This window comes from Mesorhizobium sp. WSM4311, from assembly GCF_002295115.1.
Taxonomy (GTDB): Bacteria; Pseudomonadota; Alphaproteobacteria; order Rhizobiales; family Rhizobiaceae; genus Mesorhizobium.
Window position 1 is genome coordinate 287,905 of record NZ_NSFV01000006.1, and the last position, 12,710, is coordinate 300,614.

Annotated in this window: 11 protein-coding genes; 2 read left to right on the forward strand and 9 right to left on the reverse strand. The window is 64.3% G+C overall.

Features of this window, described 5'->3' with window-relative positions:
• Positions 1–63: 63 nt before the first annotated feature.
• The 8 genes from CK226_RS18390 to CK226_RS18425 all read right to left on the reverse strand — a co-directional run bounded on the left by CK226_RS18390 (position 64) and on the right by CK226_RS18425 (position 8,317).
• On the reverse strand, positions 64–441 hold the full coding sequence (locus CK226_RS18390) for a hypothetical protein (protein ID WP_095792665.1): 378 nt from the start codon (positions 439–441) through the stop codon (positions 64–66).
• 182 nt (positions 442–623) lie between these two features.
• Positions 624–2,069 (reverse strand): homospermidine synthase, encoded by a 1,446-nt coding sequence (locus tag CK226_RS18395; protein WP_095792666.1) that lies wholly within the window; start codon positions 2,067–2,069, stop codon positions 624–626.
• A 131-nt stretch (positions 2,070–2,200) separates the two neighbouring features.
• The gene (locus tag CK226_RS18400) at positions 2,201–3,139 is read right to left on the reverse strand and encodes a DUF3445 domain-containing protein (RefSeq protein WP_095792667.1); all 939 of its coding nucleotides are present in this window, start codon (positions 3,137–3,139) and stop codon (positions 2,201–2,203) included.
• Positions 3,136–3,423 (reverse strand): YciI family protein, encoded by a 288-nt coding sequence (locus tag CK226_RS18405; RefSeq protein WP_095772612.1) that lies wholly within the window; start codon positions 3,421–3,423, stop codon positions 3,136–3,138. The genes CK226_RS18400 and CK226_RS18405 overlap by 4 nt, the downstream gene beginning before the upstream one ends.
• A gap of 13 nt (positions 3,424–3,436) precedes the next feature.
• Entirely contained in the window at positions 3,437–4,099 is a 663-nt protein-coding gene (locus CK226_RS18410; RefSeq protein ID WP_095792668.1) for an aminotransferase class IV family protein, read from the reverse strand.
• Positions 4,048–5,193, reverse strand: a complete 1,146-nt coding sequence (locus tag CK226_RS18415; protein ID WP_095792669.1) for an aminodeoxychorismate synthase component I — start codon at positions 5,191–5,193, stop codon at positions 4,048–4,050. The genes CK226_RS18410 and CK226_RS18415 overlap by 52 nt, the downstream gene beginning before the upstream one ends.
• 171 nt (positions 5,194–5,364) lie before the next feature.
• Positions 5,365–6,117 carry a proton-conducting membrane transporter gene (locus CK226_RS18420; RefSeq protein WP_095772615.1) on the reverse strand — a complete coding sequence of 251 codons (753 nt, stop codon included), beginning with the start codon at positions 6,115–6,117 and terminating at the stop codon, positions 5,365–5,367.
• Positions 6,118–6,478: 361 nt separating this feature from the next.
• A complete protein-coding gene (locus CK226_RS18425; RefSeq protein WP_179295804.1) occupies positions 6,479–8,317 on the reverse strand; it encodes a M3 family oligoendopeptidase in 1,839 nt (612 codons plus the stop codon).
• A 159-nt stretch (positions 8,318–8,476) separates the two neighbouring features.
• Between CK226_RS18425 and CK226_RS18430 the strand changes: the two genes are divergently transcribed.
• Positions 8,477–10,012 (forward strand): sigma-54 dependent transcriptional regulator, encoded by a 1,536-nt coding sequence (locus tag CK226_RS18430; protein ID WP_095792732.1) that lies wholly within the window; start codon positions 8,477–8,479, stop codon positions 10,010–10,012.
• 459 nt (positions 10,013–10,471) lie between these two features.
• Positions 10,472–12,319, forward strand: coding sequence for a DUF882 domain-containing protein (locus tag CK226_RS18435; protein WP_095772616.1), 1,848 nt, complete (start codon positions 10,472–10,474; stop codon positions 12,317–12,319).
• Between the two features lie 92 nt (positions 12,320–12,411).
• On the opposite strand, the gene CK226_RS34940 is transcribed toward CK226_RS18435, so the two are convergent.
• Positions 12,412–12,582, reverse strand: coding sequence for a hypothetical protein (locus CK226_RS34940; RefSeq protein ID WP_179301076.1), 171 nt, complete (start codon positions 12,580–12,582; stop codon positions 12,412–12,414).
• Positions 12,583–12,710 lie beyond the last annotated feature (128 nt).

Consider the following 12,710-nt stretch of genomic DNA (forward strand, 5'->3'; position numbering starts at 1 on the left):
AGGCGCAAAAAAAGGACGGCGGCCAATCGGCCGCCATCCTCGATGAGTCCAGCGTTCGCTCGTTCAGACGCGTCGCGTCAGCACGAAGTTCTGGCCGGACGAGCTGGTGCAGTTCAGCTGGCTGGTGGAGATCAGCAGGCAGTTGAAGCTGACCGGCGTCTGGCGGATCAGCGACGTCCCGTTGATCTCGACCGATGTGGCTCCGGTCATCGTGTAGCTGCCATCGGACAGCTTCTGGCCGGTGTCGGTGGCGACGGTCGTGAACTTGCCGCCGGTGAAGGTCGACAGGCCGGTGCCCTTGGCATCAATCCAGGAACCCTCGACGCCTTTCGGCGCGGCCGCCATCGGCGGTGCCTCGGGACCGCCTGTGGTGCAGGCGGCGAGGATCATGGCAAAGGAACCCGCCACGCCCATCGAAAGAACTTTGCGCGCAATAGTCATCTTAAATCCTCTCCAAACGCATCGGCCCAAAAATCGGTTTCGATTTTGAGAGGCACGATGCGAACGTCCAAAGTGCTGGAACGGGCGTGCGTCCCGCAAGACGTGCGCTGCCCCAGGCCGCATCTCTTCAATCGCCCGATTTCCGGGCGATTGCAAGGCAATGGCGCATGGTGCGCAGGATGCTATCGGACGAGGATGTTGCGGAATTGCCACGGATCGCTGCGGTCGAGGTCCTCCGGGAAGAGGCCCGGGCGTCGGTCGAGCGGCGTCCAGTCGGTGTAATGGCCTTCGACCGGTCCGAGATAGGGCGACTGGACTTCCAGGCAGCGCTTGTAGTCCATCTCGTCGGCCTCGACGATGCCGGCATCGGGATTTTCCAATGCCCAGACCATGCCGGCCAGAACCGCCGAGGTGACCTGAAGGCCGGTGGCGTTCTGATAGGGCGCCAGCTTGCGCGCCTCGCCCAGCGACAAGTGCGAGCCAAACCAGTAGGCGTTCTTGTCGTGGCCGTAGAGCAGGACACCGAGTTCGTCGACGCCGTCGACCAGTTCGTTCTCGTCGAGCACGTGGTGCACCGGCTGAGGCCTGCCGGCGGCACCGAACATCTCGTCCAGCGACAGGATCGCATCGTTGCAGGGATGGTAGGCGTAATGGCAGGTCGGCCGGTACTGCACCTTGCCCTTCTTCGAGCGAACGGTGAAGAAGTCGGCGATCGAGATCGACTCGTTATGCGTCACCAGCAGGCCGTATTGCGCTCCCGGCGTCGGGCACCACGAGCGCACGCGCGTGTTGGCGCCGGGCTGCTCCAGGTAGATCGCGGCCTTGGAGCCGTGCTTGTGCTTCTTGGCGTTCTTCGGCATCCACTTCTCATGCGTGCCCCAGCCGAGTTCGGCCGGCTGCAAGCCCTCGGAGATGAAGCCCTCGACCGACCAGGTGTTCCAGAACACATCCATCGGCTTCGGCTTCTTGGTGCGCTGGGTGTCGCGCTCGGCGATGTGGATGCCCTTGACGCCGGCCTTCTTCATCAGCTTGGCCCAACCCTCGCGGTCTTCCTGCGCCGGCTCCGAGAACTCAAGGCCAAGATCGGTGGCGAGGTTGACCAGCGCCTGCTTGACGAACCACGAGACCATACCGGGATTGGCGCCGCAGGTGGAGACGGCGGTGGCGCCGCCGGGCTTGTCGTGCTTTTCCTTGATCATCGCCTCGCGCAGCGCATAGTTGGTGCGGCTGGCATTGTCGGCCTTGGCGTCGAAATAGAAGCCGAGCCACGGCTCGACGACGGTGTCGATGTAAAGCACGCCGAGCTTGCGGCAGAGACGCATCAGATCGACCGAGCCCGTGTCGACCGACAGGTTGACGCAAAAGCCCTGGCCGCCGCCATTGGTCAAGAGCGGCGTCAGAAGCTTCTTGTAGTTCTTCTCGGTCACCGCTTCCTGGACGAAGGCGATGCCGCGCTCGTCGAGCAGCGTGCGGTCGGTGTCGCGTGGGTCGAGGACCGTCATGCGCGACTTGTCGAACTTGAAATGGCGTTCAATGAGCGGCAGCGTCCCCCGTCCGATCGAGCCGAAGCCAATCATCACCACCGGGCCGGTGATCTCACCGTAAACGGGCCAGTTTTCATTCGCCATTTTATCGAGCACTCCTTCAGGCACATGCAAAAGCCGGGCAAACACCCGCAAAACCCGGGCATTTTCACCCGACGGTCATGCGCTACATCACAGATCATTGTCATAAACCAGCGAAAAGCGCCAACCCGTGGCTAGCCGTCCCTGGCCATGTGGTTAAGGACCATGATCAGCCCGTCGCGGTCGGATGTCAGGCCCTTGTAGTCGAGCTGGTCGAGATCGAGCGCCTCGAGCTGGGCGGCAAAGGACAGTGCCAGCGTCGCCCTGTCCGGGTGCCGCGCCAGCACGGCGAGCGGATCGAGATGGATGCGGATGGTGAACAGGATGTCGCGCGAGGACGGCAGCTTGCGCAGCGTCTGCCGTTCGACCCGGATGAAGGCGTGCGCCTTGACATCACCGTCGGGGAAGCGCGTCGGCCGGCTGGTGGCGCGGTCGATGCGCTCGACGTTGGACAGCGGATGGTAGAGCGCATTGTCGGCCTGGATCGACCAGTTGAAGCGCTCGACCGCCTGTCCCTGCAGGCCGTCGAACATGCGGTTGATCAATTCGGCGGGACGCGTTCCCGGACCGAAACCCGGCACGGGCTGGTGAATCTGCTGCAGCGGCTTGCCGAATTTTTCGAGCAGCGACCAGGACGAGGGAAAGCACAGCGAGCCGGCGGCGAGCCGCCAGCCGCTGTCGTCGCGCCGCATCAGGATCAGGTCTTCCTGGACCAGCAGCGAGGCCGCGACCAGTGGCGCGTCGGCAAGACCCGGAGGCAAGGCAGGGTGGTTCACAGCGCCCACGATCTCGACGCCCGCATCGGTGCGGCGATGGGTGCGCGGAAATCGCTCCGGCAGATACGCGCCGAGCAAGCCGAGCACTTCCTGCTGGGCGTCCCTCGTGCCATCCTCCTCGACGAAAACCCGTTCGGGGATTTCGGCATAAAGCCGGCGCTTCTCGGCGAGATAGGGCAGAAGATAGCCGTCGACCTCGATCCAGCTTGCCGGATCGAGCGGCTTCAGCCCGATGTTGAACAGCTTCGAGGAGCCGTCATAAGGGGTGTGGGTGGGCAGGGCCTCGACCAAGCTCATGCTTCCTTGAAAGCGTCGAGACCGGCGGCGGTCATCCTGGCCAGGAATTCGGTGACCTCGTAGTCCGCGGCGCCGGCCTTGGCGAAAGGGTCGGCAGCCAGCCTGGCGTCGAGGATCTCGCGTGGGCATTGCGCGATGATGATGCCGCCGGTCCGCGGTTTCTTCGGCCCGGACGCGATGAAGATGCCCTCCGCGTAGCAGGCCTTCAGCCATTCGACATGCGCTGCCTGCAAGCGGTCGATCTCGGTCAGGGCCACCTTGTAGTTCAGCGAAACGACGAACATGGCGTTCTCCTAGTCATACCAACTTTGCGGGAACCAGGCCGCGCAGCGAATTGCCGACGAAGAGTGCCTTGGCCGACTTCAGATCATCGTAGCTGTAGATCGCTTCTCCCGCCCGGCCTTCATCCAGAAGCTCGGCGCGCAATACGCCAGGCAGCAGGCCGCAATCGAGCCGTGGCGTTGCCAGCACGCCGTCGCCGAAATCGGCGAAGACATTGGTGATGGTCCCTTCGCAGATTTCGCCGCGCTCATTGGCCAGCAGCAGCTCGTCGGCCTGGGTGACGAGATACTCGGAACGGGCATGGGTGTAGAGCTGGCGCCGGCTGGTCTTGTGGCGCAGCAGCGTGTTTTGCGAATCGAGCCGTGTCCGCGCCAGCCGCAATATCCAGACCTTGTCGGCGGCGAGCGGTTCGTAGGGCTGTGCCGAGGCCGTCGCGTCGCCGTTGCGCGCCAAGGCGAGCCGCGTGCGCATGGCGGTTCGGGCGCCGTCGACCGCCTTGCCCAGCACGGCGCCTATCTTCTGTGGATTGCAGGCAAAGCCAAGCTCCGCCGCCGAGCCATAGAGGCGCGCAAGATGGCGATCGAAGCGCAGGAAGCCCGTCTCGGGCTGCCAGCGCATGGTCTCGATCAGCTCGAAATCGGCGGTGTCCCCGTCGCGAAGCGGGCTTTGAGCAGACACTCCTGATACTCCTCCTCAGGCGTCGAATCGAAGACGATGCCGCCGCCGACATTGTAGACGGCCTCGCCGCTGGCAAAGAGCGAGATGGTGCGGATCGCCACGGAAAAGCGCATCGTGCCCCCGGGTGCGATCCAGCCGATGGCGCCGCAATAGACGTCGCGCGGCGTGCCCTCCAGGTCGTGCAGGATCTCCATGGCGCGGATCTTCGGTGCGCCGGTGATCGAGCCGCAGGGAAACAGTGCTGCAAACACCTGGCGGATGGTAAGGCCCGGCAGCAGCTTCGCCCTGACGTCGCTCACCATCTGGTGGACGGTCGGGTAGCTCTCGATGCGGAACAGTTCCGGCACTTCCAGCGTGCCGACCTCGCTGATCAGCGAGATGTCGTTGCGCAGGAGATCGACGATCATCCGGTTCTCGGCCTGGTTCTTCTCGTCATTGCGCAGGAAGGTTTTCTGCCGCTCGTCCTCGGTCTTGGTCGCGCCGCGCGGGGCCGTGCCTTTCATCGGATGCGTCTCGATCATCCCAGCCGCATTGATCTCGAAGAACAGTTCGGGCGAGCGCGACAGCACGATCGGATCGCCCAGCGCCACCAGTGCGCCGTACTTCACCGGCTGGCGTTCGGTCAGTGCATCGAAGGCGGCAAGCGGGTCGCCGGACCATTGCGCCTGCACCGGAAAGGTCAGGTTGCCCTGGTAGCAATCGCCCTGCCTGATGTGCTGGTGCAGCCGCGAGAAGCGTTTCTCATAATCCTCGAATGACCAGGCCGCCCGCGCATCGAAGATCGGGCCGTTCGGGGTTGCCGCATCGCGCGGCGGCACCGCTTCTTCGACCGGAACATCGAAAACACCGAGGCAGATCAGCGGCGCGCGACGTCCCCGCGGCAGCAAGGGAACGAGTTTCGGTTCGAGCAGATAACCGGCCTCGTAGGAGAAATAGCCGGCCAGCCATTTGCCGGCGTCGTGCGCGGCCTGTGCCGTTTCCAGCGCCGGCCCGAAATCCCGGGCCTCATGCGCGACGATGATATCGGCCGGCCGGTCGAACACGAGCTGACGCGCGCTTTCGTCGTTGCGGAAAATGGCGGCGGGCAGGGACATGGGGACCGGGATCGATGAAGCCGTCGATCGCTCTATATGGGGGGCCGCTCGCGTGCAATCGAGGGAACGGCACCTTGCCCCTCAAAGCCGACCTCGTGGCGGCCTTGCCTGCCAAAAAAAGAAATCGGCGAGGCCTGTGACCCCGCCGGCTTGATGATCTGACTCTGGCGCTCAGGTGTTGCTGGCGGTTCCGGCCGTCGGAAACTGCTTGGCGAATTCCTTCTCGTCGCCGGCGGCGAGCAGCCTGGCTTGGTCGATCCAGCGTTCGCGGGCGATGCGGCCGTCGAAATTCATCACGTCCTCGATCCGCTTGATGTCGGCTGCGGTCCAGGCGGCGATCTGGGCGAAGGTGGTGACGCCCTGCGCCTTGAGCAGCTTCTCGTTGACCGGGCCGATACCGATCAGCCGGCGCAGATTGTCTGATTTGCCAGCCGCAGGCTTGGCTGCCGCCGGTGCGGCCTTCTTGGCGGCTGCCGGCTTGGGCGCGGCCGAACTCTTCGCCGAGGAAGCGGCGGAGGCCGCGGGTTTGGCGGCGGCGGGCTTCGGTGCAGCCGACTTGGTGGCGGTGGCTTTCGCCGGTGCAGCCTTGGCTGCTGGTTTGGCAGGCGCGGCCTTGGCCGCTGTCGGAGCGGATTTGGCGGCCGCCGGCGTTGACATCAGGGCGGCCGGCGGCTGACTGGCGGCCTTTGCTCCACCCGTCTGCGCGTCGCGCAACTGGCGCTCGAGGTCGGCGCGGGTCTTGCCGCATGCATTGAGTTCGCCGGTCAGGCGGTCGCTGTCGGCACGCAGCTTGTCGCGCTCGCCGCGGGTGCGGTCGAGGTCGCCGCGCAAACCGTCGAGCTCACCACGCAGGCGACCCCAGATGAACCAGCCAACCAAAACGCCTACAAGGAACGCCAGGACCACGTAGAAAAAAGTGCCCATTGTCTCTCTCCAGTCAGATCCGTCTGCCGTGGGTCATGACCTTCGGCGATGGACTACTCGGTGAAGGTTCCGCGGGTTCGCAGAACAGCCGGCTTCGGTTCGAGCTGTCGGCGATCGGCTTCTCAAGCCCATGGCCAACGGCCGTTGTCGCGTTCGCCTGAGCGTCACGGCCGGCTGAGATCTCCCCTCGCCGATCCGCGTAGGCTCCGGCTGAGCTTGCGGCGAAGGCTATCATAGAGCTTGTGGAAAGCTATGGGAAAAACTTCCGCCTAGAGTTCTTCAAGAACAAATATTTAGCGAAAGAACAGTGCCGTCCCAACATGCATTCCGGCTAAACTGTTCTTTGCAGGCGAGAGGCGTCTCAGCCGTCGAGCGTTTCCAGTTCATCGATCAGGCCGCTGATGACACCGAGCCCGATCTGCCAGAAGGCAGGGTCGGTGGCGTCGAGGCCGAAGGGCGCCAGAAGCTGCGAATGATGCTTGGTGCCGCCGGCGCGTAGCATCTCGAAATACTTGTCCTGAAAACCGCGCTCGGCATTCTGGTAGACGGCGTAGAGCGAGTTCACCAGGCAGTCGCCGAAGGCATAGGCATAGACGTAGAACGGCGAATGGATGAAGTGCGGGATGTAGGTCCAGAACACCTCGTAACCCTCGCGCAGCTTGATCGCCGGGCCGAGGCTTTCGGCCTGCACTTCCAGCCAGAACTGGCCGAGCCTGTCGGATGTCAGTTCGCCGTTGCGACGCTCGGCATGCACCTTGCGCTCGAATTCGTAGAAGGCGATCTGGCGCACCACCGTGTTGATCATGTCCTCGACCTTCTGGGCGAGCATGGCCTTGCGCTCGCGCCGGTCGGTGGTCTGCTCGAGCAGCGAGCGGAAGGTCAGCATCTCGCCGAAGACCGATGCCGTCTCGGCCAGGGTCAGCGGCGTCGAGGCCATCAGCGCGCCCTGGCCAGCGGCCAGCACCTGGTGCACGCCGTGGCCGAGTTCATGCGCCAGCGTCATCACGTCGCGCGGCTTGCCCATGTAGTTGAGCAGCACATAGGGGTGGGCCGACGGCACGGTCGGATGGGCAAAGGCGCCTGGCGACTTGCCCGGGCGCACCGGCGCGTCGATCCAGTTGCGGTCGAAGAAGGTGCGCGCGATCTCGGCCATCTCGGGCGAGAAGCGCTGATAGGCGGACAGCACGGTGTTGCGCGCTTCGTCCCAGCCGATCACCGATTGCGGGGTCTCCGGCAGCGGCGCGTTGCGGTCCCAATGGTTCATCACGTCCGTGCCGAGCCAGCGCGCCTTCATCGCGTAGTAGCGATGCGACAGGCGCGGATAGGCCTCGCGCACCGCGGTGGCGAGCGCGTCGACCACGCCGCGCTCGACGCGGTTGGCGAGATGGCGGGAATCGGCAATGTCCTCGAAGCCGCGCCAGCGGTCGGAAATTTCCTTGTCCTTGGCCAGCGTGTTGGTGATCAGGGTGAAGGTGCGCAAATTCTTGCGGAAAGTCGCGGCCAGCGCCTCGGAGGCCCGGCGACGCACTTCGCCATCGGCATCCTGCAGGCGATTGAGGGCCGGCTCCAGCGTCAGTTCCTCGCCGTCGACGTCGAAGCGAAGGTCGGTCATCGTCTCGTCGAACAGCCGGTTCCAGGCGCCGCGCCCGGTGATCGACTTCTCGTGGAAAAGCTGCTCGACGCGGTCCTCGAGCTGGTAGGGCTTGTCCATTCTGAGGTCGAGCACCCAAGGCCGGTAGTGGCCGAAAGCGGGATCGCTGGTGAGCGCGCTTTCGATCGCGTCGTCGTCGATCAGGTTCAGTTCTAGCGCGAAGAACAGGAGATGCGCGCTGGCGTCCGTCATCTTCTCCTGGATGTCGCCATAGAGCTTTGCACGCTGCGGATCGGCGGTGTTGCCGGCATAGACCAGGCCGGCATAGGAGACGATGCGGCCGATCAGCTCCTCCAGCGCCTCGTAGGCGACCAGCGCCTCGCCCAGCTTGCCGGCGCCGCCGCGCCCGGCCTCGGCGGCGAGCGTGCCCTTCCAGCGGGTCTCGAAAGCGATTGCGTCGGCGGCGGCTTTTACGATGTCACGCTTCAGTTCCGGGGCTTCCATGCCGGCATAGAGGTCGGCAAGGTTCCATTCCGGCAGATCGCCAAGCTCGGCCGCACCCTGACCGGACGCCGGTGCCGCAAGCCGCCGACCAAACATCATGCGCATCGACAATACCTTCTGTGAATTATGAGGTCAGAATCAAGGGGATCAGGCAAGCCGGTCAAATCGTAAGGAATTCGTTCACCGGGTTTTTTGAAACCTTATTTAGAACCCTGTGCCAAGATGATCCATGGGGATTTCGGGCGCGGGCAGTTCAAGACAGTCATGACAGGTTCCATACTCATAGTCGATGACGATCCCGTGCAGCGCCGGCTGCTCGAGGCGGCGGTGACGCGGTTCGGCCACACGGCAATCGTCGTCGACGGCGGCGAAGCCGGCCTCGCCGTGCTCGACGGGCTTGGCGACCGCGACATCGTGGTGGTGATCCTGGACCTGGTCATGCCCGGTCTCGACGGCATCGGCGTGCTGAAAGCGATGCGCGAACGCGACATCTCCGTCCCGGTCATCGTGCAGACCGCCCAGGGCGGCATCGAAACCGTGGTGTCGGCGATGCGCCACGGCGCCTTCGATTTCGTCGTCAAGCCGGCGTCGCCCGACAGGCTTCAGGCCTCGATCGCCAATGCGCTCAAGGTCGAGGCGGTCGAGGGCGAGGTCAAGCGCACGTCGCGCAAGCGCGGCGGATTGCTGACGTTCAGGGACATGATCACCCACAGCCCGGCCATGGACAGGGTGATACGCCTCGGCCAGAAAGCGGCCGGATCCAACATCCCGATCCTGATCGAAGGCGAATCCGGCGTTGGCAAGGAACTGGTGGCGCGCGCCATTCAGGGCAGCGGCGACCGCCGCTCGAAACCCTTCGTCACCGTCAATTGCGGCGCCATTCCCGACAATCTGGTCGAATCGATCCTGTTCGGCCACGAGAAGGGCTCCTTCACCGGCGCCACCGACAAGCACACCGGCAAGTTCGTCGAAGCGCATTCGGGCACGCTGTTCCTCGACGAGATCGGCGACCTGCCGCTCGATGTGCAGGTCAAGCTGTTGCGCGCCGTGCAGGAGGGCGAGGTCGATCCGGTCGGCGGGCGTTCGACCGTCAAGGTCGACATCAGGCTGATCTCGGCGACGCATCGCAACCTCCTGCAGCAGGTCAAGGACGGCAAGTTCCGCGAGGACCTGTTCTACCGGCTCAACGTCTACCCGATCTTCGTGCCGCCGCTGCGCGACCGCCGAGACGACATTCCGCATCTGGTCGCGCATTTCATGGAGAAGGTGGCGCCCGCCGACCCGCGCCATCGCCTGCAAGGCATTTCGCCGGCAGCGCTTGCCGTGCTGGAGGCCTATGACTGGCCCGGCAACATAAGGCAGCTCGAAAACGCCGTCTTCCGCGCCTCGGTGCTGTGTGAAGGCGACGTGCTCGATGTCGATGATTTTCCGCAGATCCGCGCGCAGGTGGAAGGCACCGTCAATCTCGAAACGGACGACGTGGCACCTCGCCTGCCATCGCCTCCGGAGCTCCGCGATGAGGGGGGCCTGGTCGGCGATGCTGCTCCCGCCGCCGAGCCGGATCGGCCGGCCCTGCTTCAGCCCAGATTCGGCACGCTGCGGGCGCTCGACGAACGCGGCAATGTGCGCGCGCTGGCCGATGTCGAACTGGAGATGATCAAGCTCGCCATCGACCATTACAACGGCCAGATGAGTGAAGTCGCGCGCCGCCTCGGCATCGGACGCTCGACGCTCTACCGCAAACTCAAGGAATATGGCATCGACCCGGAGACGGGCCGTGTCGACCGCCTCGCTTCCTAGGTGCGTTGATATTCAGGTGAGGCCGGCCTGACCTGAATCTCTCCACGCCTTGGGCGCGCTCGATCCCTTCCAAAACCAGGATCACGTTCCCGATGCAAGGCCGGGACCAGCTTGCAATGGCAGGATTGCGCCTCTATCGGGGTTTCGGCTGGAATATGGCATGCCTGTGGACAGCTCTGTTCACGCATTAACGCTAACGGTAACAGATCGTGTTCGGCCAAAGCCGGATTCCTGATCTAAACCAGCGGTTTACCAAGAAACCTTGTGAACGATTTTTGACGGGATATCGCCATGGTGTTACCGCATTTCGGCTTCAATAAGCGATGATTAACCATTAGGATCGATATTCGGATGTGAAAACGACACATCCGTTTGGGCAAATCCGGGGACAAACGGCAGCCTGCAAGGCCTTTTGATTTGAACAGAATCGAACGACTCACAAACGGGCGTCATGATCATTTGAGCGTCTGGCCGAGATGGCTGGCAGCGGTGATTGTCGCTTTTGGTTTTGTTGCCGCGGCGGCCACCGGTGCCAGCGCCGAAACACGTTCGCTGAAGCTTTATCACCTGCACACGCACGAAAAGGCCGAGATCGTCTACAAGCGCAACGGCCGCTACGTTCCCGAGGGCCTGCGCAAGATCAACATCATCCTGCGCGACTGGCGCCGCAATGAGCCGACCAAGATGGATCCGCGCTTGCTGGACCTGGTCTGGGAGGCCTATCGCGAAAGCGGGGCCACCGACTATATCCAGGTGGTGTGCGGCTACCGTTCGCCGGCGACCAACTCGATGCTGCGCAGCCGCAGCCGCGGTGTCGCCGAGAAGAGCCAGCATATGCTCGGCAAGGCGATGGATTTCTACATTCCCGGCGTGCCGCTGAAGAAGCTGCGCAACATAGGCCTGAAGATGCAGGGTGGTGGCGTCGGCTTCTATCCGACCTCCGGTTCGCCGTTCGTCCATATGGATGTCGGCAATGTGCGCCACTGGCCCGGCATCAGCCGCCAGGAACTGGTCAGCCTGTTCCCCAACGGCAAGACGCTGCATGTGCCGAGCGACGGCCGGCCGCTGCCTGGCTATGAGCAGGCGATGGCCGCCTACAAGGCACGCAAGGGTGCTGGTACGCCCAATGTCGAGCTTGCGAGCGCAGGCGGCAGCGGCAAGAAATCCGGCGGCTTCCTTTCCGCTTTCTTCGGCGGCGGCGGCGACGACGAAGCCGACGACAGCGCGGATGTCGAGACCGCTTCGGCCGCTCCCGCGCCCAAGCCCAGAAGCCTGAAGCCGGCGGCGACCGCCAAGAGCGGCAACCTGCCGGGCATCGCCATCGTGGCGCCCGAGAATGCGCAGCGCGCCAACGTTCCGCAGATTGCCGACGAACAGGCACCGGCACCGGACCCGGAAAAGGATACGCCGGAGACGATCATCGCCGCCTTGCCGGCCAAGGAGATTCCGCTGCCCGATTTCGCGCCGAGGCCAAAGGCCGATGTCGGGGCGCAGCCCGAGAACGTTCCGTTCGCCATGGCGGACGCGACGACGACCACCGAACAGGCCGTGGCGACCGCGCAGGCGCCGGCGAACATGCCGTTCGGCAAGGCTGACCCCGCGGCGCTCGCTGCGGCTGCCGCCGCCGATCCGGCGCAGGTTGCCGTCAACAACATCCCCGTGCCGACATGGCGGCCCGAACGCACGCTGCCGGCGGATCTCGCGCCGCCGCCCAGCAAGGATGTGCTGATGGCGCTGGCGGATACGGCCGAACAGGAGAAGACCGCGACTGATGCGTTCTCGGTGCTGCCCTCGGCACGGCCCGAGCCGGCCAAGCCGGACGCCGTCAAGGCCGTGCTCGACGAGGCCAACGCCCAGGTCGGCAATGCCGACCAATATCAGGTTGCGTCGCTCTCCGAAGAGCCGCGCTCGGCCTTCAACGATCCGTCTTACGTCGATGTCGCATCGCCGCGCCAGGCCGTTGCCGCCCGTCCGGCCGGTTCCGATCCGGCCGCAGCGATCGGCGCCGGCGTGAAGACAACCCGCAAAGAAGCCAGGGCCACCGCCCGCGACCAGAAGCCGGGCCCCAGGGCCATGGTGGTCGCCGCGGCGCCCCAGGCCGCCCGCTGGGCGCTGACCAGCGGCGACAACGTCGCCACCGTTTCGAGCGCGACGACGGCGCCGGGCTACGCCTACAATATCGTGCATACGCCGCCGAGCGAGGTCTATACGGCCGGCTTCCAGACCGACGCCCAGGCGCCGGACCCCAGCCGCTTCACCGGCAATGCCGTCAAGTTCCTGTCGGTCGCCCGCTTCCAGACGAAGTAGCGGCTGGCCAGATACAGCAAAAGCCGCGCTGGGCAATCAGCGCGGCTTTTTGCTTTCAGGATACGGCGGATGCGATGTCGCGATGCCGGGGATCACACATCGCTGAACTTCTCGTGAAGCCGGAAATGCACCCTCATTTCCGGGTTGGCGTGGGTGCGTTCCAACCTGCGGATATTCATGAAGAAGGTTCTACTGGCGTCAGTTCTGGCATTGGTTGCAGCATCTGCCGCGATCGCTCCATCGCAAGCCGAAACCGTGATCATCAAGAATGGCAAGCATCACTGCAGGACCAGGCTGGTCACGCATTGGGTGTACCATCACAGGGTGACCGAGAAGGTCAGGGTCTGCCACTGATCCGGAACAGATAGGATCCGGGAGAATTGGCCCGGTC

Excerpts from the sequence above, each read along its gene's own strand:
- CK226_RS18390 (WP_095792665.1), bottom strand. The coding sequence starts at position 441 with ATGACTATTGCGCGCAAAGTTCTTTCGATGGGCGTGGCGGGTTCCTTT.
- CK226_RS18395 (WP_095792666.1), bottom strand. The coding sequence starts at position 2,069 with ATGGCGAATGAAAACTGGCCCGTTTACGGTGAGATCACCGGCCCGGTG.
- CK226_RS18400 (WP_095792667.1), bottom strand. The coding sequence starts at position 3,139 with ATGAGCTTGGTCGAGGCCCTGCCCACCCACACCCCTTATGACGGCTCC.
- CK226_RS18405 (WP_095772612.1), bottom strand. The coding sequence starts at position 3,423 with ATGTTCGTCGTTTCGCTGAACTACAAGGTGGCCCTGACCGAGATCGAC.
- CK226_RS18415 (WP_095792669.1), bottom strand. The coding sequence starts at position 5,193 with ATGTCCCTGCCCGCCGCCATTTTCCGCAACGACGAAAGCGCGCGTCAG.
- CK226_RS18420 (WP_095772615.1), bottom strand. The coding sequence starts at position 6,117 with ATGGGCACTTTTTTCTACGTGGTCCTGGCGTTCCTTGTAGGCGTTTTG.
- CK226_RS18425 (WP_179295804.1), bottom strand. The coding sequence starts at position 8,317 with ATGCGCATGATGTTTGGTCGGCGGCTTGCGGCACCGGCGTCCGGTCAG.
- CK226_RS18430 (WP_095792732.1), top strand. The coding sequence starts at position 8,477 with ATGACAGGTTCCATACTCATAGTCGATGACGATCCCGTGCAGCGCCGG.
- CK226_RS34940 (WP_179301076.1), bottom strand. The coding sequence starts at position 12,582 with ATGATCACGGTTTCGGCTTGCGATGGAGCGATCGCGGCAGATGCTGCA.